The organism is Streptomyces sp. NPDC096176, assembly GCF_044763255.1.
In the GTDB taxonomy this organism is placed as follows: domain Bacteria; phylum Actinomycetota; class Actinomycetes; order Streptomycetales; family Streptomycetaceae; genus Streptomyces.
Genome location: NZ_JBIWFV010000007.1, coordinates 58985 through 78539, shown reverse-complemented (window position 1 = coordinate 78539; position 19555 = coordinate 58985). Strand labels below are relative to the sequence as shown.

17 protein-coding genes and 3 pseudogenes are annotated in these 19555 nt (G+C 70.2%); 5 read left to right on the top strand and 15 right to left on the bottom strand.

Going from position 1 to position 19555, the window contains the following annotated elements:
- Positions 1–76: 76 nt before the first annotated feature.
- The gene (locus tag ACIQ7Q_RS20570; RefSeq protein WP_403863787.1) at positions 77–2020 is read right to left on the bottom strand and encodes an ATP-binding cassette domain-containing protein; all 1944 of its coding nucleotides are present in this window, start codon (positions 2018–2020) and stop codon (positions 77–79) included.
- The gene (locus ACIQ7Q_RS20565) at positions 2017–2907 is read right to left on the bottom strand and encodes a phosphotransferase (RefSeq protein ID WP_403863784.1); all 891 of its coding nucleotides are present in this window, start codon (positions 2905–2907) and stop codon (positions 2017–2019) included. The genes ACIQ7Q_RS20570 and ACIQ7Q_RS20565 overlap by 4 nt, the downstream gene beginning before the upstream one ends.
- Before the next feature lie 810 nt (positions 2908–3717).
- Here ACIQ7Q_RS20565 and ACIQ7Q_RS20560 point away from each other — a divergent pair.
- The 3 genes from ACIQ7Q_RS20560 to ACIQ7Q_RS20550 all read left to right on the top strand — a co-directional run bounded on the left by ACIQ7Q_RS20560 (position 3718) and on the right by ACIQ7Q_RS20550 (position 5373).
- On the top strand, positions 3718–3888 hold the full coding sequence (locus ACIQ7Q_RS20560; protein ID WP_403863781.1) for a hypothetical protein: 171 nt from the start codon (positions 3718–3720) through the stop codon (positions 3886–3888).
- Entirely contained in the window at positions 3885–4352 is a 468-nt protein-coding gene (locus ACIQ7Q_RS20555; protein WP_403863778.1) for an NUDIX hydrolase, read from the top strand. Before ACIQ7Q_RS20560 ends, ACIQ7Q_RS20555 begins: the two co-directional genes overlap by 4 nt.
- 64 nt (positions 4353–4416) lie before the next feature.
- Positions 4417–5373, top strand: a complete 957-nt coding sequence (locus ACIQ7Q_RS20550) for an aminoglycoside phosphotransferase family protein (RefSeq protein ID WP_403863775.1) — start codon at positions 4417–4419, stop codon at positions 5371–5373.
- Between the two features lie 63 nt (positions 5374–5436).
- Here ACIQ7Q_RS20550 and ACIQ7Q_RS20545 read toward each other — a convergent pair whose 3' ends face one another.
- On the bottom strand, positions 5437–6537 hold the full coding sequence (locus tag ACIQ7Q_RS20545; RefSeq protein ID WP_403863772.1) for a phosphotransferase: 1101 nt from the start codon (positions 6535–6537) through the stop codon (positions 5437–5439).
- Between the two features lie 526 nt (positions 6538–7063).
- Between ACIQ7Q_RS20545 and ACIQ7Q_RS20540 the strand changes: the two genes are divergently transcribed.
- Positions 7064–7453, top strand: a complete 390-nt coding sequence (locus ACIQ7Q_RS20540) for a hypothetical protein (protein WP_403863769.1) — start codon at positions 7064–7066, stop codon at positions 7451–7453.
- Positions 7454–7530: 77 nt separating this feature from the next.
- On the opposite strand, the gene ACIQ7Q_RS20535 is transcribed toward ACIQ7Q_RS20540, so the two are convergent.
- The 11 genes and pseudogenes from ACIQ7Q_RS20535 to ACIQ7Q_RS20485 all read right to left on the bottom strand — a co-directional run bounded on the left by ACIQ7Q_RS20535 (position 7531) and on the right by ACIQ7Q_RS20485 (position 17822).
- Positions 7531–8100 (bottom strand): thioesterase II family protein, encoded by a 570-nt coding sequence (locus tag ACIQ7Q_RS20535; protein ID WP_403864774.1) that lies wholly within the window; start codon positions 8098–8100, stop codon positions 7531–7533.
- Positions 8100–8267 carry a hypothetical protein gene (locus ACIQ7Q_RS20530; protein ID WP_403863766.1) on the bottom strand — a complete coding sequence of 56 codons (168 nt, stop codon included), beginning with the start codon at positions 8265–8267 and terminating at the stop codon, positions 8100–8102. The genes ACIQ7Q_RS20535 and ACIQ7Q_RS20530 overlap by 1 nt, the downstream gene beginning before the upstream one ends.
- 280 nt (positions 8268–8547) lie before the next feature.
- A pseudogene (locus ACIQ7Q_RS20525) lies at positions 8548–9683 on the bottom strand (beta-ketoacyl-[acyl-carrier-protein] synthase family protein).
- Positions 9680–9961 (bottom strand): hypothetical protein, encoded by a 282-nt coding sequence (locus ACIQ7Q_RS20520; RefSeq protein ID WP_403864771.1) that lies wholly within the window; start codon positions 9959–9961, stop codon positions 9680–9682. Before ACIQ7Q_RS20520 ends, ACIQ7Q_RS20525 begins: the two are co-directional and overlap by 4 nt.
- Positions 9935–10645, bottom strand: a pseudogene (locus ACIQ7Q_RS20515) (transposase); the annotation flags it as partial. The gene ACIQ7Q_RS20520 and the pseudogene ACIQ7Q_RS20515, both read right to left, overlap by 27 nt.
- 752 nt (positions 10646–11397) lie before the next feature.
- Positions 11398–12024: an isoprenylcysteine carboxyl methyltransferase family protein gene (locus ACIQ7Q_RS20510; RefSeq protein WP_403863763.1), complete on the bottom strand. Its 627-nt coding sequence runs from the start codon at positions 12022–12024 to the stop codon at positions 11398–11400.
- A gap of 42 nt (positions 12025–12066) precedes the next feature.
- A complete protein-coding gene (locus ACIQ7Q_RS20505; protein ID WP_403863760.1) occupies positions 12067–12999 on the bottom strand; it encodes an acyl-ACP desaturase in 933 nt (310 codons plus the stop codon).
- Positions 13000–13056: 57 nt separating this feature from the next.
- A complete protein-coding gene (locus ACIQ7Q_RS20500; RefSeq protein WP_403863757.1) occupies positions 13057–14169 on the bottom strand; it encodes a type III polyketide synthase in 1113 nt (370 codons plus the stop codon).
- A gap of 5 nt (positions 14170–14174) precedes the next feature.
- On the bottom strand, positions 14175–16286 hold the full coding sequence (locus ACIQ7Q_RS20495) for an MMPL family transporter (RefSeq protein WP_403863754.1): 2112 nt from the start codon (positions 16284–16286) through the stop codon (positions 14175–14177).
- A gap of 53 nt (positions 16287–16339) precedes the next feature.
- The gene (locus tag ACIQ7Q_RS20490) at positions 16340–17563 is read right to left on the bottom strand and encodes a beta-ketoacyl-[acyl-carrier-protein] synthase family protein (RefSeq protein WP_403863751.1); all 1224 of its coding nucleotides are present in this window, start codon (positions 17561–17563) and stop codon (positions 16340–16342) included.
- A complete protein-coding gene (locus tag ACIQ7Q_RS20485; RefSeq protein WP_403863748.1) occupies positions 17553–17822 on the bottom strand; it encodes an acyl carrier protein in 270 nt (89 codons plus the stop codon). The genes ACIQ7Q_RS20490 and ACIQ7Q_RS20485 overlap by 11 nt, the downstream gene beginning before the upstream one ends.
- A gap of 903 nt (positions 17823–18725) precedes the next feature.
- On the opposite strand from ACIQ7Q_RS20485, the gene ACIQ7Q_RS20480 reads away from it, so the two are divergent.
- Complete coding sequence (locus tag ACIQ7Q_RS20480; RefSeq protein ID WP_403864768.1) at positions 18726–19103, top strand: transposase; 378 nt, start codon at positions 18726–18728, stop codon at positions 19101–19103.
- On the opposite strand, the pseudogene ACIQ7Q_RS20475 reads toward ACIQ7Q_RS20480, so the two are convergent.
- Positions 19068–19511, bottom strand: a pseudogene (locus tag ACIQ7Q_RS20475) (hypothetical protein); the annotation flags it as partial. The gene ACIQ7Q_RS20480 and the pseudogene ACIQ7Q_RS20475 overlap by 36 nt on opposite strands.
- Between the last annotated feature and the right edge of the window lie 44 nt (positions 19512–19555).

The window sequence follows — 19555 nt, the reverse complement described above, 5'->3', positions numbered from 1 at the left end:
CGCTCCTTGGCGTCGGGGGAGTGGCGGGGCCGCGCCGGCTGCACGGCCCCGCGTGGACCTCTGCTGGGGCCGCGGGTCAGCGGTCCTGGGCGAGGGCGTACAGCTCGCCGAGCAAACTCCCCTCGGTCGCAACGAGTTCGTCGAAGGAGCCTTGCTCCCGGACGGTTCCCTGGTCGAGGACGATCACTCGGTCGGCCATCCTCACGTTGTCGAGGCGGTGGGTGACCACCACGGTGATCCGGTCCGAGGCCATGGCCCGCAGCTCCCTGAAGATCTGGTGCTCTCCTCGGGCGTCCATCTCGCTGGTCGGCTCGTCCAGGACGAGCACGGCCGGCTCCCTGTACATCGCTCGCGCGCAGGCCAGCCTCTGCCACTGCCCTCCGGACAGCTCGTGGCCGCCCCACACCGACCGGGCGAGCAGCGTCTCCAGTTCCTTGGGGAGATCACGCAGGGCCTTGGTCATGCCGACGCGTTCGGCCGCGTCCCAGATCCGCTCGTCGCCGTGCTCGCGGGGCTGGCCCAGGGTGATGTTCTCCCGGGCGGCGAGCGGCCAGTGCCCGTTCTTCTGCGGCACCAGGCCCACGTGCCGCCACACCGACTCCGCGTCGGCGCCGGCCAAGTTGGTGCTGTCCCACAGGACCTTGCCCTCGGTCGGAACGGTCAGTCCGGTGATCATGCGGATCAGCGTGGACTTGCCGGCGCCGTTCTCCCCGACGAGGGCGACGACTTCGCCGCGGTTCAGGGTGAGGGTGATCGGCTGGACGGCCGCGGCCTCCTTGCTCGGGTAGGTGTAGGAGGCGCCTTCCAGGCGGATCTGCCGCGGGGGCGTGGCCCGCGCGGTTCCACGGGCCGTGGTCATGGCGCGGACCTCGTCGATGAACTCGTAGTAGTCGGAGAGGTAGAGCCCGTGGTGGAACATGACCGTCGAGTACCGGATGATCGAGTTCAGGGCACGGCCGGCGGTCTGCGAGGCGACAACCGCGGTGCCCGCGATCGCTGTCGTCATGGCCCCGGCGAGGACCAGGCCGGCGAGCGAGGCCCACATGCCGAGGGTGAACAGGCCGCCGAGCGAGGCGGCCAGCAGCGTGATCCGCAGATACGGGCGCGCCCCGGCGACCTCCCTCAACTCGACCCGGTCACACATGGACCGGTACCAGAAGTGCAGATAGCCGCGCATGGTGTTGGCCCGCAGCTCGTCGGCGAGCTCGGCCGTCGTCAACCACCAGCGCATCATGCCGCGGACATTGCGGGCGGAGATGGTCTGATCGTGGACGCGGTAGTCGACCCGGGCGGCGATCACGCCGCCGAGACCGCGGGGGACGACGGACAGCAGCAGCACACCGAGCAGCAGCGGGTGCAAGGTGGTGAGTACCACGGCCGCGGAGGCGAGCTGGACGAGTCCGTTGGTGAGGGTCTTGGCGTCGTCGGCGAGGTCGACGGCGCGCAGCGCGCCGATCTCCGCCGCCTGGCTCCGGTCGCCGAACCCCTCCGCGTCGTAGGCGGCGAGTTCGGCCCGCATGTGGAGATCCACGAGCTGCAGGTCCGCGGCCGAGGCGATCTGCGGATTCAGGCGCCGCGTCGCCCAGTCCGCGAGGATCCACATGGAAGCGCCAGTGGCCATCGCGACGACGGCGACGGTCAGCGCCGGCCACGCATGGGCCAGACCCTGGCGGGGGTCGTCGACCATCAGCTGCGGCAAGGCCTTCGCGATGGCGGTCAGCATCACCGCCGTGCCAATGCCGGACAGCAGCTGGCATACGACGATCGTCAAGGCCATGCGCCGGTCGACGCTCCAGGCCAGGCGGGCCGTCTGGATCAGGGCCGCGGGGATGCGGCGGGCCATGTCCCACAAGGTGGCGTCGTCCATTGCCCGCCGGTGTTTGCGCCCGTTGTAGTCGAGCTCCGGCGGTGCCGAGGGCTGCGGAGCGCCCGTCCGCGCGGCCGGGAGGGACACCGCCTCGCCGCGCGGGTTCGCTGCGCCAGCGGCCGGGGAGTCGGTCCGGTGGTGCGGTGCGGTCATGCGAACACCCCCGCCATCAGCCGGTCCAGGGTGCGCCGTCCGCGTGCGGTGAGGTGGGGGTCATTGAGCTTCGGTCCCCAGACCAGGCAGCTCACCGCGTCGAGCGCCGCCAGGCACTTCAAGGCGTGCTGCTCCTCGACGGTGAGGTTGCGGCCGTAGCCCTGAAGGCACGCGGCGCGCAGGTCGGGCCGATCGGTCCAGGTGGAGCAGGCCATCAGCACGAAGTCCTGCACGGCGGTCGCGGCCCGGGATCGCCCGAAGTCGATCCACCCGGCCTGCTGCCGGGCGGTCGACCACATGAGGTTGCGCTCCCACGCGTCCCCGTGGAGGTACGCGAGCGGCAGCGGCGGAAGAGCCCGCAGCTCCTCGGCCAGCTGGCGCACGAGCTTCTGCTCCGCCGCGGTCAGCCGGTCCCCGGCCGCCGCCAGGTGCCCCTCGGCGCCGTCGGCCGCGGCCTGCAGAGCCTGATCCGCCTCGGCCCGTCGAGGACCGGACAGATCACCGGCCGCGTGAAGGCGAGCCAGCAGGGCGCCGCCGTGCCGGTGCGCGCGGGCTCCTTCCACGGGCGAGAGCTCCAGCTGCTTGAGCGGCCGTCCTGGGACGGCGGTCAGTAGCAGTGCCAGATCCTCCGCGCTCGAGGCGCGCAGCTGCGGCGCACCGCCGGCGCCGAGGGCCGGTGCGGCACTTCGCAGCGCGAGCGTCTCGCGCTCGTACATCACGGCCTCGGGGGAGATCTTCAGGTAGAAGCGGGCGGCCCCGGGCAGGCCGAGCTGCCAGACGCGCGAGTTTTCGCGCGGATGGCTGACGTCCTTGACGGCGGGACGGGCGGCGAGTTCCCGGCTGGCCCACGCGAGCAGGGCGGGAGGCGGAGTGGTCGGGTTGGTCATGCCCCCCACCCCGATGACGGTCGTGATGCTGCGGCGAACAGGACGCGGCGGACGTCGACGGGCCGCCGGTGCGCGAGAGCTTCGGCGGCCGCAGCAGGAGGGTTCTCGAGAACAGGGTGAAGGGTGACCAAGCGGACGGGATTCACGGTTTCTCCTCGGGTCGGAACGGGGGCAGAGCACCCGGACAACGGACCTGATCGCAGGGCCGCTACGGGCAGCCGCGGGCGACGAGTCGAGTGAAGGTTCGACGCCGGGACGCGGGCGGCAAGCGCCGTCTGCGTGGGCGGCTCTTCTCGCTTCGTTCGATTCACACGTACGGGGAGGGTGGTGGGACGGTCGCCCGAGCGGCGGATTGCACGACGCGTCGACAGCACTCGTCTCCTTCGGTGTGGTGTGGCTGTGCTCTGCGGACGGACCCTCGCCCACGCCACTGACAATCCGCGGCCACCAGCACTGTGATCCGGTCATCTCCGGCCTCCCCTGCCGCCAGCCGCCACCCGCGAAAAGGAGGGTTCTGACCTGGGGTGATGTCAGGTGAAAGGATTCTTGAACTCTCGGGTCCGGCCCGGAATCCGGTGCCCGCGAGAGTGGCTCGATCTGGTTCGAGGCCGGGTGAGCACCCGGAGCGTCATGCCCTTGGACGGCTCCGAGGGCGGCTAGCATCGGCACCTTCGACGCGGCTGGCACACGCTCGGGTGGTGTTCTCGCGATCCGTGCCCGCGCTCGCAGACCGGCCGTTATGTTCGAACGCGCCGTCCCCCGCTGCACCCCCTGTGGAGTTGCGCCGCGCACGAGGTCGCCAGGAGAGCCATGCCCATCCCCGCCCAGCACCTCCAGGACCTCGTTGCCGACTACCTGCGCAGGCACCCCGACGAGCAGCCGGTGCTTCGGCCACTCGTGGACCGTCTCGCCGCCGGCGCCAACGTGAAGGCCGGGCGCTCGCCTTCGTCGACCCACGATGCCTGGGGAACCGCCCGATGAGCCCGCTCGCCCGGTACGCCGCCCTGCGCGGTGTCGCCGCCGAGCTCGAAGACCAGGCCCACCGCGACGGCATCCACACCCTCGTCGCCGGCGGCCCGATCGTGCACGACGAGCGCCTCTTGGTCGTCCGCCGCAACCCGGACGACTACCTCGGCGGCACTTGGGAGACCCCGGCCGACCGGCTTGAGCGAGGCGAGTCGATCATTGACGCCCTCCCACGTGAGATCACGGAGGAGACCGGCCTCACCATCACCATCGACCGCTCTGCGGGCCACTTCGACTACACCAACTCCCGCGGCCGCACCAGCCGCCAGTCCGTCTTCGCCTGCACGCCGCAGAAGCCGGATCCGGTCGCCTTGTTCGAGCACGATCGCCACCAGTGGGTGCGCGCCCTGGACGCGCTCCCGCCGACCACCCCGGAGCTCCGGCGCTCTCTGGAGCAGCAGTGGCCGGCACGGCGGTGACCCGCCGACCGGTAGGAGCCGCGCACCGGCACGGCGCTGTGTACCCCGGCCGGGCGGTGCGCTGGTGATCGTTCTCCCGGAGGCGTTCGTGCGGGTCACCGTGGACCGCGAGGGCCCGGCCGGCTCGGCATGGCTGGCTACCCTCCCGGCCACGGTGAGGGAGCTGGCCGAGCGCTGGGACTGCACGTGGGACGGTGACCCGCTGTACGGGGGCGTCGGCATCGTTGTCCCGGTGCTGCGCAAGACGACCGAGCCTGCCGTGCTGAAGGCGTCCTTTCCTCATCCCGAGAACAGGTCCGAGCCGGACGCGCTCTCGGTCTGGGGCGGGCGGGGCGCGGTCCTGCTGGACGAGCGGGACGACGACCGGTTCGCCATGCTCCTGGAGCGGGCGCACCCCACGACGCTGGCCCAGGCCGCCCAGGCCGCCCAGGCCGCCCAGGCCGCGCAGGGCGACGAGGTGGCGGCGATCGGCGGGAGCGTCAGCCGTCGCCTCGCCGTCCCCGCGCCCGCCGGACTGCCCCGGCTTCAAGACCGGGCCGCCGGGTGGGAAGAGCAACTGCGCCGGGACGCCCGGGACTTCCCGGACGCCCTGCCGCCCCGGACGGTGCAAGCCGCGACGGCGACGGTGCTCGAGCTCGCGCACCACCAGCCGGACACCTTCATCCACGGCGACCTGAACGCGCGGAACATCCTGGCGGGCACCCGAGAGCCCTGGCTGGCCGTCGACCCGAAGGGCTGGGTGGGCGACCGGGCGTACGACTGCGGCACGCTCACCAAGTCCCGGTCGGTCGTCCTCGCCGAGCAGGGAGACCTGGCCAGGGGGATCCGCCGCACCCTCGACGCCTTCACCAGCGCCTCCGAGCTCGATCGGGAGCACGCACGTCGGTGGGCGCAGCTCAGTGCGGTCCAGGCGGCCTACGGCGGCCGCCGGCGAGGGTTCCGCCGGGGCCGCCATGGAGCCGAACGCGATCGACTCGTCGCGCTCGTTGACGAGTTGGCGCGCATCCTCACCGGTCGGTGACCTCACCAGCACCGCAGCTCACCGGCGGGACGGATTCGATGCCGGTTACGCCGGCCATGAGGGTCAGAGAAGAGCGTCGCGCAGGGCCTCCCCTAAGACAGGTAGCTGGTCCAGCAGCATCAGATCGGCCTCGTGCCGCGCCCTGCCGTAGGACTCAAGTGCGGCGTCGACGATGTGCGGACGCTTCACTGGTGCCGAGAACGGAAACGTCGAGCAGAGCACGGCTGCACAGCCCACACGGAGCGAGGACACGAGGTCGTTCGCGGACGCCTTGGGGTTGGCGTCCCGGTAGGCCAGGGTGAGATCGGTGTATCCGGTGAGCCAGCCGTCCACACCGTTGGCCAGCACGCTGCTGGGGTCACAGCCCAGACGCGCGATTTCCCAGGCGACGTACCGGGGTGTGGGCGGTCGGAAGTCCACGAACGCGGCGGCATCGTCGTCCTTCAACAAGACGTTGGGGCCGGACAGGTCGCCGTGCAGGATCTGAACCGTCAGCGGTGGAAGCGAAGCAAGGATGCCCTCGACGCCACGCAAGAGAGCTTGCCGTTCACGCGTCGCCTGCAGCGACCATGCCTCGAACTCCCCAAGCCTGGGCCTCTGCTCATACGCGAGAATCAGACCCTCATAGCGGTCTCGTGCGGTAGCCACGTCACACACCGCGGAGCCAGGTTTCAGGGTGGGTGAGGCGGCGGGGTGAGCGGCGAGCCGACTGTGGAGGCGGCCCATCGCTGTGCCGACGGCTGCCCACCGTGCACCCCTCAGGCCGCCTTCGCCGGTCGCGGTGTGCGGCACGCACGACCACAGGGACATCGGCAGGGGGCCGCGGGTTGCGATGAGGTCGTGCTCGCGCGTGCGGGTTGCCCGCGCGGTCGCGACACCTCCGTCGGCGCAGTACTCGGACAGTTCGACCGACGCCCGCTCCAGATCCAAGTGTTCCCGAGTCCGGTAGACCTTGGCGAAGTGCCGCCGGCCCGCCTGGTCCACGACGGCGTAGTTGTCCGTCGCGGTGCCCTCCGGGATACGTGTGATGCCTGCCGGATGCATCCTGTACGCGAGCACCAGCGTGTCGGCGACCGCCTTGACCTGCTCCCCCTCCGCGGTGCGGCCGGGTGTGGAAGGCGCGGCGACAGGGTTGGTGGCGGGCTGGTGAGATGCGGTGGACATGGTCTCCTCGTCGAAGCGCAGTGACGTGCTCAGATGCTGAGCGGGCGGCAGGCGGTCGGTTCGATCAGGACGCGGGCATGAACCGCGGCCGCCAGCTGCGGCGGGCCGCGCCGGATGCAGCACGGGGCCGCAAGGTCGCTGGCGGACAACGCTCCGTCAATGCGGTCATCTGCTTGCGCCACCCTCGTTCGGGTTGTGGCAGTACCCGAGCCCGAACCGGCACCACCAGCTGCCGGCGGGGGACCGGCCGACCGAGCCGACACCGCGGCGCCCTGCCGTGTGAATCGGCTGATCGAGGCGTTGAACGCGGCAACCGACACCGGCTTTTCGTGGCGAGGGTGACCGGTTCGGCATCGCATAGGCGGGGCGTAGGGCTGGTCGGCGGGCGGCGCGGCACCACGTAGGGGTGCTCGTCACATAGAGTGCGGGCGCGCGGGTGTCCACGTCGTTCACCAAAAGATGATCTTGGATGCCTTCGTTCTCGTCTCCGCAGGCACCCCTCGGGCCGCACCACCAGGAGGAACCAGTGTCGTCCCCGCAAGTGATCATCCCCGAGGAGAAGCTCGCCGAGGCGAAGAGGCAGCTGGGCTTCCCGCGTATCGTCGCGATCTGCGGCTCCACTCGTTTCATGGCCGAGATGGCTGAGGCCGATGTGCGGGAGACCAAGGCCGGGAGGATTGTCGTCAAGCCGGGTTGCGACCTGAAGTCGCCGCACGAGCTTTGGTCCGATCCTGTCGAGGCTGAGGCGCTTAAGGTTCGACTCGACGAGCTGCACCGGTCGAAGATCCTGCTCGCCGACGAGGTGCTCGTGGTCGGCGACTACATCGGAGACAGCACCCGGGCCGAAATCGCCTACGCCCGGGCGCTGGGCAGGCCTGTGCGGTTCACGCACCCCGAAGTCGATCCCGACGCCTGAGGGCCCACCACCGCGCCCTCCGCGGGCACCCCGTTGGGACTGATCACCCAGCGGGTGGCGTGGTGGTGAAGGCGAGCTTATGCAGCGGCGGAACGCATCGCGGCCGTGATGGCGGCAGTGAGAGGCTGCCGGTGGTCCATCACGTAGAAGTGGTCGCCCTCGTACCTCTCGAGTCCGAGGAAGTGCGTGGTGAACGCTCGCCAGGAGAGCAGGCGGTCCTCGCCGATCAGCTTGTCGCGGCGGCCCCCGAACACCGAGAGCGGAACGGGCAGCGGCTCGGGGTCGTGGGGAGGCGCCCAGGTGTCCAGGAGTTTGAAGTCGCTGCGGAACACAGGGGCGAACGTGGGCCAGACGGCGTCGTTGTCGAGGAGCTGCGGTGTGCTGCCTCCGACGTTTTGCAGCCAGCCGCGCAGTTCGTCTTCGGACATCAGGTGAGGGCGGTCGTCGGTGCCGGCCTCGACTCGCGGGGCGCCATAGGCGGACACACCCAGCCAGGTGGGGAGCGGGTCCCCCTCGTGGTGGAGTCGGCAGGTGAGCTGGTAGGCGACGAGGGCGCCCAGGCTGTGGCCGAAGAACCCGAAGGGCCGGTCGAGCAGGGGAGCGATGGCGTTGTGGAAGTAGTCGACCAGCCGGTCGCAGTCGTCGATCAGCGGGAGTGTCTGCAGGTGGCCTCGGCCGGGGGCTTCCAGGAGGTGATGACGTTGCTTGATGTCTGGGGCAGGCCCAGTGGGCTGAGGCCCCTGACGCCTTCTTTGGCGATCGTGTCGGTGGCTGCGCAGACGCTGTCCGCGTTGCCCAGGTTGGTGCTGACCACGACGGCGGTCGCATCAGCCGCGCCCGTGAAAGTGGCGTCGGCGTCGGTCAGGCTCGCGTTGTGGAGGGCGAACTCGGCGGCTCGTAGGGCGAGCCGGGACGCGCGGTCCTTGTGGCGCAGCTCGCGTCCGCTGAGTCCGGTGGCCGGGTCGAAGCCGCCCTCTCCGGGCAGGGGTCCGAGGAGGTCGCTGTACGTCGCGACACCGGGGAGCGCCAGTCCGATGCCGTGACGACGACCTCCCGGACGTTCGGGTTCCTCATGTGCGGGGTGCTCGTCGTGCTCATCGGGCTGCCTCCACGATCGCGACGGCGTTGATCCCTCCGAAGCCGAACGCGTCTATCTGCGCGATGGCCAGGTCGCCGGAGACGGGGGAGCCCTGCACCAGGCCCAGTCCTGCGGCCTCGGGGATCGGGTCGGCGAGCCCCAGGACCGGGGGTACCGTCCCTTCCTTCATGGCGAGCACCGCCATCACGAGGCTGAGCAGTCCCGAGCCGCCCAGGGTGTGGCCGGTCATCGCCTTGATGGCGGTCATCCGCGGACCGGGTCCGGCGCCGTCGAAGATGCGGCGCAGGACGCTCGACTCCGTCGCGTCGTTGAGGGGGGTGCCGCTGCCGTGCAGCATCACCAGGTCGATGTCCTGCGCCCGCACCCCTGCTCTGCGGTAGGCGTCGAGCACCGCGCGGGTGATGCCGTCGGGATCGGGCGCGGTGGCGTGGTGGGCATCGCAGTTCATGGACACACCGCGCACCCGGGCGTGCACGGGCCGACTCCCGGTGCCGGAGCGCTGGACGACGACGGCCGCCGCGCCCTCACCCATCAGCATGCCCTTGTGCGTGGCGTCGAAGGGGCGCAGCGTGTCGGGGGTGTCGTTCTGCACCCGGTCGAGCGTGCCGAAGCCGCTCTCGGTGGCGGCGTCGCTGCCGGCGACGACGACCGTGTCGGCCATGCCTGCCTCGATCATGTCGGTGGCCATGCCGAGCGCGTACAGCGTGGCGGGGCAGGCGCTGGCGAAGGTGTACGTGGTGGACGCCCCGAAGGCCGCCTTCAGAGCGGTGCCGAAGTGCAGGTCTTCGAGGGCGACTTCCGCGTCGTCACGCCACCACAGTTCGAGGCTGCGCTGCTCGCGCATGGTGGTCCCGACAGCACGGGTACCCGTGACAGGTCCTCGCCCAGGCCCGCGTCAGCGACTGCCTGAAGGACCACGGTGGTGAGCCAGCGGGTGGCGCGCCGCGGTATCTCGCCACCGCCCTCAGGCCGGTCGTCGATCTCGTAGGCGTATTTCGCCCTGTAGTTGTCGGGGTCGAACGCTCGCAGAGGCTTGCGGCTCTCCTGGCCCGCGCACAACGCGGCGAATATCTCGCGGGGGTTGGCACCGATGTTGGCGACGGCGGCCATGCCCGTAATGTCCCAGGTCACGGTTGTGCAGCCGCCTTCCTGAGCTCGAAGGCGGCCAGCTTGCCGGTCGACGTGGTCGGGAGCTCGTCGAGGAACTCCAGACGGGCGGGCCGCTTGTAGGCGGCGAGGCCGCCACGGATCGTGGCGAGCACCGCGCGCCGCACCACGGCCAAGGCGGATCCCGGCTGGGCCACCAGGTACGCCACGGCCTGCTCCAGGCCGTCGGCGTCGCGGCCGCCGACCACCACGCAGTCCTGAACCCCTTCCACGTCGCGCAGGGGTCCGGCATCGCGGAGCATGACCCGGTCCGAGCGCAGCCGCCCCACCAGCTCGACGGGCAGGTCGGCCAGGAGGTAGGCGAGACGGCAGACGTCGTAGCCGGCGTCCGTCACGATCAGGATGTCCGGCATCCAGGGCTGCCAGTGCCCGGCCTGCTGGAGGCGCCCGACGACCTCACGGAGCTGGGCGGCGGTGATCGCGATGGCATCGTCGGACGGGCCGAGCCGGATCGCGTCCAGCACCGCCGTCCAGGATGTCCGTCCGGTCTCCAGGGCGGCGACGATCGAGTACGGCCAGCCCGGGATCATCTGGTCCGCGCTGCGGCCTCGGCCGTATACGTGGCAGAACAACAGGTCCGGACTGGTGGGCGCGTCCGGGCGGAGCCAGTTGCTGACATCGACCGGGAGAACGATCCGCCCGTCGGCCGCCCGGGGAAGCGGAGTCGCGGCCAACTGGCGGCGCAGCCGGGCCATTTCCAGCCAGCCGTTGTTCAGCGCGCCGTACATCGCCCCATGCCCACGCCGGTACTCCGCGGTCATGGTCAGCTCGGGCAGCGAGCTCACCGGCCCATCCGCACACAGCACCGCGTCGGTGAGCTCGAAGAGGGCATCGGCGCGCGTGTAGAGACAGTCGTAGAACTCGACCCGAAAGCGGGACAGCACCTCAAGTGCCTCGACGCCACGGTCCTGGACCGGGAAACTCATCGTCAGCGGCCGCCTCTCCACGCATCGTTACTCGACATCTCGAAGCGTGCGGGGCGGCCGCGTCTGCTGTCCCCGAAACGGACCGATATCAGCAGGTCAGGCGACCTACAAGGTTAAAAATCAAGTTAAGGAGCCGTTGTCCTTTCGATCACGAGGGCGGTTCTGATCGAACAGGATGCCTGGTCGGGTGATCTTGGCTGGGTGGGCGCATGGGAACAGGGCCCTTGGTAGCTCGGGGTTGCGTCACCTACTCGAGCATGAAGGAGACCCTGATGCTGCAGGTCACTGCCGTGCCGTCCAACTCTGAGACGGGGGAGTGCGATTTGCCTCGCTCACCGGTTCGGGAACGCGGCCGAGTTCCACGACCGGCTTCGTGCGGGACCGGGAGGCCGAGGGGCGCCACGCGGAGCCGACGGCGGCGATCACCGACTTGCAGTCGGTCAAGGGCGCCGCCTCGGTGCCCTGCTGTTGAACCGGAACGCGCGCCATAGCGCTCCCACCTGCGAAAACAGGCATCCAAGAGATACGGGTCAGCACAGAATCAGCACGGGTCGAACAGGTCAGCGCCTACACGGCTTGCGCGCAGGTGCCCGCGGCGGCCTCTCCCGACTCCACGTTCCGGCTTCTTCCGCCCGAAGGATGGCCAGCTCCCTGAACCCGGTGCCCCGACTTGTGCCCCGTCCGTTCGGCCTGCGCGCAGCGGCCGACCGCATCCCAACAGGTCCACGCGCGGGGACCTCGCCGATCGAGGCTCACGACGATGTGCGGGTAGGTGACGCGCAGCGCGTACAGCAGGGTTCCGTCGAGGTCGGCGAACAGCTCGGCGAACGGCCCCGCGCCGCTGGTCCCACCTCAGGCCATAGCACCGCGTTCTCCGTGCGGACGCGGACGACGAGCCACGGCGTGTTGGCGATGGTGAAGAGCATGGCGGTAATCCATGCGGTGTGGACGAGGGGCAGGGCGATGCCTTCGAACAGGACGATGAGGTAGTTGGGGTGCCGCATCCAACGGTAGGGCCCGGTGGTGACCAGCGGTAGCCCGGGCACGACGATGACGCGGGTGTTCCATCGGGGGCCGAGCGCCCTCATGCACCATGCGCGGCCTACCTGCACGAGGATGAGGACGGCCAGCGCCGGCCAGCCGATCAAAGGGACGAACGCGCGTCCGGTGAGGGCGACCTCTGCAACGGTGCCAACGAGCAGGCAGACATGAAGGGTGATCATGACGGGGTAGTGGCGTTGCCCGTACTCGACGCCGCCACGGTCGATAGCCCATCGCGCGTTGTGACGGGCGGTTGTCACTTCGACCAGGCGCACGACGGCCACCGCGGTCACGAGAATGAACAGACTTGCGGGGATTGTCACCCAGCCCAGGGACATGTCGGATCGTCTTTCTCACTCACGGACGGCGGAATCTTCGTTTTAAGCGGTCGCGAGTCGGTTGAGGCGTTCGGCCAGGGCGCGGTATCTGCCGGCGCGGTCCGCTGATTCCTCCATGTGTGCGGCGATCTCCTGCTGGGCGTGCTGTCCGACCGGTGTAAGCCCGGTGGCGTCGAGGGCGCCGAGCATGCGGACGAAGGGAAGGGCGATGTCCTTGTAGTAGGTCTCCGGTGAGAGGATGCCCGACCTGGCCAGGGAGCTGATCAGCCGGCCGAAGCCGGGTGCGGCGTGGCCGGGGGGACGGAATGTCTTGAGGACTTTGGCCACAGCCTGAAGCGTTCGGTCGGGGTGCATTCGCATACACGCCTGGAGGGTGGTCCGGTAGAAGAGCATGTGCCGGTTCTCGTCGTGGGCGATGCGCTGCATCAGAGCCCCGCACGCCGGTTCGTCGCACAGTCGGCGGATGCCCTGATAGCTGACGCGGGTGCCGAGTTCCTGGATGGTGACGTAGACCAGAGAGGCGATGAGGTCGCCGCGGTAGTCGATCTCGTAGCCGTGCTGCATATGCGTGGCGCGGGCGTCCTCCAGAAGCACCGGATCGGCACTGCGGGTGACCACGAGGTAGTCACGGATGGCCGTGCCGTGCCTGGCCTCCTCCATGGTCCATCGATTGACCCAGACACCCCAAGGGCCGTCGAGCGACAGCATTTCCCCAATCACCCGGTGGTAACTGGGCAGGTTTTCTTCGGTGAGCAGACTGTAGAGGAGGCCGTCCCGAGCGGCCGCCTTCAGTTTCTGCTGGGAGGGGTCCCAGGGCTCCCCTTCGAGGTGACCGTCGTAGTCACGGCCCTGGCTCCACGGGACGTACTGGTGCGGGTACCAGTCGACGGTAGTCCGCAAGTGCGTGTCGAGAGCGTCGGCGACCACCGGTTCGAGGTCGATCAAGATGCGTACGTCTGCGGGGATGGCGGGCACGGTCCGTGACACCTTTCTTGTCATGCGGTCGGCAGGTTTCGGTGGCGGCGGGCGGCCCTACCAGCGGAGGAGGACCAGTTCGATGGCGAACCCCGGCCCCATGGCGGCGACCAGGCCGGGTGTGTTCGCGGGGGGCGGTGTTTCCATGGCCGCGTGCAGGATGTCCAGTACGGAGACGGACGAGAGGTTGCCCCGCTCGGCCACGGAGCGCCCGGTGAGCTCCAAGGCGCCAGGCTGCAGGTCCAGGGCCTGCTGTACAGCGGTGAAGACCTTCGGTCCGCCACCGTGGATGATCCAGCTCGGGATCTGGTGCGGCGACAGTGCGTGCCGCGAGAGGAGCCCTTGGACGGCCGTGGGCAGGTGCTTCTCCGTGAGCGTCGGGACCTCGGGCGACAGCAGGATCCGGAAGCCGTGGGAGCCGATGTCCCAGCCAAGGACGTCCTCGGTGCCGGGGACCAGCAGGCTGTGAGTGTCCACCAGCTCAGGCCCGGCGGGGCAGCCGTCCCGCTGGGCTCCGAAGGCCACGACGGCGGCCGCGCCGTCCCCGAAGAGGCTGCCGGCGACGATGTTCGCCACGGAGCCGTCCTTGATCTGGTGCGCCAGTGTGCACAGTTCCACGGCGAGCAGGACGGCCACTTGGTCGGGGTGGGCCAGTAGGTAGTCGTGGAGCCGGGCCAGACCTGCGGCGCCTCCGGCGCAGCCGCTGCCGAACAGCGGGATACGTTTGACGTCCTGCCGTAACCCGACCCGGTGGGCGAGCCGAGCCTCCAGCGACGGCACGGCCAGCCCGGTGACGGTGGTGCTGATCACCGCGTCGACCTCCTCCGGCTGGACGCCTGCGGTGCGCAGCGCGCCGATCAGGGCCTGTTCCCCCAGGTCCATGGCGGTGTCGAGCCAGACGCGGTTCTGCTCGGTGAAGTCCTCCCGGCGGGCGAGATCGACGAGCTTGTCCAACGGCAGGGACAGCGAGCGGGTCTCCACACCCGAGTTGGCATGGATCTTACGGAGGACCAGAGCGCCCGTCTCGGACTCCAGCAGCGTCGTGCGGGCCAGGGCGGCCAGGATCTCTTCCTGCCGGTATTGATATGGCGGGAAGGCCGTCTGGATCGCCACCACTTGTGGGCCGGCGGGTCCTGACTGCCGGGTGTGGTCATGTGTCGTCTGACGCATCGGCATCAGTTCCCGCCTTTCTTCGCAGGTGCAGTGATCAACAACGGAGACCTGATGCGGGCCGGGGCCCACCAGTTCGCCGGACCAAGGGCCGCCATGACGGCGGGCACCAGAACTCCCCGCACCAGGACGGCGTCCACGAGCGCGCCGAGTGCGACGCCGATGCCGATGAATTTGAGTAGGGCGACGTGGGAGGTGGCCATGGCCGCGGTCGAAATCGCCACGGCTGCCGCAGCGGACGTCATCAGTCGGCCGGTGCGGGCGACGCCCTCGATGATCGAGGTGCGGTTGTCTCTGCATCGGTCGTATTCCTCCCGGATACGGCCGAGCAGGAAGACCTCGTAGTCCACCGACAGGGCGAGCGCGATGAACAGGACGAACAGCAGTGTCGAGGCGTCCAGCGTTCCCGTCGCCGTGAAGTGGCCGAGTACTGCGCTGCCGTGGCCGTCCTGGAAAAGAACGACGAGCGCGCCGAGGCTTGCCCCGAGGCTGGCGGCGGCCACGATCAAAGCTTTCAGGGGGGCAACTAGGGTACGGGTGAAGGCGCTGAGGAGGGCCAGGAGCCCCGCAGCCAGCAGAAACAGGCACCACGGGAGGGCGCCGAGGACGGCGTCCGCCGTGTCGACGACCTCCGCGGTTCGCCCGCCCACCGCCATGTTTCCCGGGGCGGGGGTTTGCCGTACCTCGCGTACCACGATGTCCGCCTCCGGCGTGCCGGGGGCGGCGGACGTGGCCGCCAGCAGCACGACGGCCTCACCGGACGGAGCCACACGCATCACGCGGACACCAGTGATGCCCGGGACACGGGCGAGTCGGTCGCCGTAAGCCGGTGCACCGTCCGTCGCCCGCGGTCCGGTGACGACCACGGTGAGGAGCCGCTCCGGTGGCGCGGTGAACTCGGCGCGTACACGCTCGGCCGCGGCGGCAGCCGGAGCCGACGAAGGCAGCGTGCGTTCGTCCACAACGCCGAGCTGTGCATGGGTGAAGGGCAGGGCCAGCAGGGCCAGCAGCAGCACCGCCAGGCCGCCCGCCAGGAGGGGCCGTGCGGTGACCGTGGACGTCGTGCGATGCCAGAAGCGGCTTACGTCCCCGGTATGGGCACGCCGCCACCGCGCCATCGGGTCCCACGCCTGGGCCCGGGGGCCGAGCAGCCGCAGACAGGCGGGCAGCACAGTCAGGGCGGCCAGCGCCGCCAGCACGGTGACGATCATGCCCGCCAGGGACAGTGCGCGCAGCATCGGCACCGGCACCAGCAAGGCGCTGGCGAGGCATACGGTGACGGCGGCGGCGGAGAATGCGACCGAACGGCCGCTGGAGCGGCGGGCGGCCGCCAGCGCCGTGTGAAGGTCCGCGCCCCGCGCGGTCTCCTCCCGTACGCGGGCCAGCAGGAAGAGGCTGTAGTCGACGGCCAGGCCGAAACCGATCGCCGAGGCGGCGTTCACCGCGACCCGTGAAACGTCGGTCACCTGCGCCAGCAGGCCCAGAACCGGGATGGTGCAGCCGATGGCCAGCGCAGCCACGACCACGGGCAGCAGCGCGGACACCACGGACCCGTAGACGAAGACCAGGACGACGAAGAGTACCGGCGCGGCCAGCAGTTCGGCCCGGCTCAGATCGCGCTCGATGGTCTCGTCGATCTCCCGGTTGGCCCACACCTCACCGCTGGGCTCCACCCGCATCCCCGGCACGGCCGAGCGGGCCGCCGCCACCACATCGGGCGCCACCTGTTTACGTTCCTTGTCCGTCCCCTTTAGCCGTACGGCGACCAGCTGGGTCCGTCCGTCCTTGGAGCGCAGCCATGTGTCACCGGTGGTCTGTGCCGACCACACGGTCTTGACGTCGCGCTGCCCGGCCAGCTTCTCCACCACCGCTGTGGTGCCGGCCCGGACGCGGGCCTCGCGTTCATCGCCGGTGCGCTGTGAAACGGCCAGAAACAGATCGGGTGAGGGCACGCCGAGCCGCTCTGCCTGCTCTCTGGCACGCGTCGCCTCGGTGTCCGTCGCAACCGCGCCGCCCGTGCTCAGCGCCGAAAAGGCAACCGGGGCCAGCACCCCCGCGCACACCGCCGCCAGCAGGGCACTCACCACCACCCGCCAGGCCCGGCGCCGCAGGCGCATCCGTCCGTGTGTCTCCGTCTTGCATCCGATCCGGACGCTTCGTCTGGCTCCCACTAGGGAGCCGTGAACAGCAAAACGGCGTTCTGGCCGCCGAAGCCGAAGGAGCAGCTGATCCCCGCGTCGCCGCGCGTGGGGCGGGGACGGCCGGCGACGATATCCAGCTTGTGGTCCCCGTCCTGGCCATCGAAGTTCGCCACCGGCGGGACGGCCGCATGGCGCAGCGCGAGAACCGTGTACGCCGCCTGGATCGCCCCGGCCGCCCCCAGCGCGTGCCCGATCACGCCCTTGGACGCGGTGACCGGCGGCCCGTCGTCACCGAAGACGCGGACGAGGGCTCGTGCCTCGGCCGCGTCGTTCAACGGGGTGGAGGTACCGTGCGCGTTGACGTGGCCGACGTTCCCCGGCTCGCACCCGGCGTCCGCGAGAGCGGTGTGGATAGCGCGGACCGCGCCGTCGCCCTGCGGGTGCGGGGCGATGGGATGGTGCGCATCGGCGCCGGCACCGTAACCCCGCAGCAGCGCCAGGACGGGAGCCCGGCGGGCCCGAGCCGCGCAGGCGCGTTCGAGGACGAGGATGCCGGCACCCTCGCCCAGGACGAAGCCGTCACGTCGCGCGTCGAACGGCCGGCTGGCCAGGTCCGGTTCAGCCCTGCGCCGGGACAGCGCCCGCATCCGCGTGAAGCACGTGGCCGTCATGCGCGAGCGAGCCGACTCGCTCCCGCCCGCCAGCACGATGTCACAGGTACCCGACCGCAGCAGGTCCCGGGCCACTCCGATCGCGGTGGCGCCCGACGCGCAGGCGCTGGCGGTGGTGAAGTTGGGGCCACGCGCGCCCAGGTCGATGGCGACCTCGCCCGCGGCCATGCTCGGAACGCTGCGCGGGAGTGCGAGTGGCGAGACCCGCTCCGGCCGCCCGGCGCCGAGGTGACCGAACTCAGTGACGTACGCACTCAAACTGTTCGATCCCACGCCCAGCACGACACCGACCCGCTCCGCTTCCCAGGTACGACGATCGAGGCCCGCGTCCGCGACGGCCCGCCGGGCGGCGACGAGGGCGAACTGGATGAAGCGGTCCACGCGCCGCGCCGACGCCCGGCCGAGCTCCGTCTCGGCGTCGAAGTCCGTCACCCGGCAGGAGAAGTCGACCGGCAGTTCCGCCAGGTCGGGATCCGTCGCGGCCAGCGAGCGCCCCCGGCACAAAGCCGCCCAGTTCGCCTCCACCGTATGCCCGGCCGGAGTCACCAGCCCAAGCCCGGTGACCGCGATCTCAGCGCGCATGCTCGAACGCCCGAGCCGCCTCGCCCAGGGTCGAAGACGGGCGCAGGTCGAGGGCGTTCTCGGGCAGGACGATCCCGTACTCCTCCTCCGCCGCCACCACCAACTCCATCAGCGACAGCGAGTCCAGGCCGAGACTCTCGAACGTCGTCCTGCCGGAGAACTCACCGGCATCCGCCTGCACATTAAGGTGGCCGGTCAGCAGGGCCACCAACTCCTCGGGAAGGGCCGACTCCGCCGCGTCTTCCGCCGCCTGCCTCATGCCTGGGTCTCCTGTTTCCTCGCTGCGAGAGGCCCTGCGGCGCTGCCCGCGTTCATCCGTCTGAAGGCCACTCGCGCGGGAAGCTTGCGTCTCAAGCCACTCCACGTGCTGACCGAGTCAGTCCTGCGGCTGTCGCCCGACCGCCCCCGGCCCGTTCTCCGACATCGCGCCAAGCTCACACAACAACGGCCCTTACGTACTCGCGATGGACATCAAGTTTGAAGATGCCGACCGCCGCGACCCGCGCCGCCCGCGCCTGAACCCCGGGATCCCGGCCCCGGGCATCCGAGCCAGTCACGCGCAGCCGCAAGATGCCACTCCAGGAGCCGCTCGACCGACGGCTCCGGCTCCCGCAGCACGACTTCCGCCATATTGCCGACCACGCCCGCACCTCCCCCTGTCCTGCCCGTCGCCTGTTTATCTGTGCGTCACCGTGTAAACACCAGCGAGGGGTGGAGGGAACGGTCTGTCACTCGTTGGTGTTTGTATGAAGCCGTCGTCTTTCCGATCTTGAGGGGTGTGCGTCGAACGGGAGCCCCGATTGGGTGATCGTGAGGCGCTTGGCGCATACGGACAGGGCCTCCTGAACAGCTCGTTGGTGTCGAATCACCGAGCAGCAGGAGGCCTGATGCAGCAGTCTTCCGTGTTGGCGGTCGGGCAGTCCAGCTCGGTCACCTGGGAGTGTGACTGTCTGGCTCACCGGTTCGGAAACGCCGCCGACAACGGATTGCGGCAGCGGCGCTACCCGACGGACATGACGGACGCGGAGTGGGCGGCCGTCCGGCCGTGGCTCCCGGTACCGGGCTGGATGCGCGGTCGCGGCGGCCGGCCGGAGGCGTACTGCCACCGGGCTGCACTCGATGCGATCCCTACCTCGTGGACAACGGCATCAAGTGGCGGGCGATGCCGGCCGACTTCCCGCCGTGGGACCGGGTATACGCGTTCTTCCGCCGCTGGCGCGACCAAAACCTGGTCAAGGAGTTCCACGACCGGCTGCGTGCGCAAGTCCGCGAGGCGGCGGGCCACGATGCGGAGCCGATGGCCGGTGTGATCGACTCGCAGTCGGTGAAGGCGGACGCGGTTGTCGGTGCGGACAGTCGCGGGTTCGACGGCGGCAAGCTGGTCAACGGGCGCAAGCGGCACGTCGTGGTCGACGCCCTCGGCCTGCTGCTCGGGGTGATGGTCACCGCCGCGGACACCGGTGACCGCGCCGCCGCCCAGGTCCTGTTGCACCAAGTCGCCGACGCGCACCACCGCCTCGCCCGCCGGCACCGCGTCTAGGCCGAACAAGACGGCCATCTCTTGGCAGGTCAGCGGCCCTTGACGGAGGCGATGCCGGTCCGCAAGGGCCTGCAGGATGCGCTGGTAGTCGGTCGACAGTACGGACCGGGCCAGTCCCTCGCGCCACATGGGCACCTGCGACCTCGGCTTCGCGGCCCTCGACGCCGATGATGCCTCCTCGGCCGGTCCCTCGGCTGGCATCGCCCGCTCGGTCCGGGCGTGATCTTCGGTCTCGTCCACCGGCGCCAGCACCTCGCCGACTCGCGAGCGGGCGATGACCCATTCCTTCCATTCCCGCTCGGCCACGGCCAGCTCGGCCTGGACGCGGTCGGCTTCCTCCCGCAGCTCGTCCACACGACGGCGAGCACCCAGCTCACGCTGTTCCAAAATCCCAACCACCGACGGCATCCACGACCTCCCGGGCAACGACAGCACGTCAGGCCACTACTCCC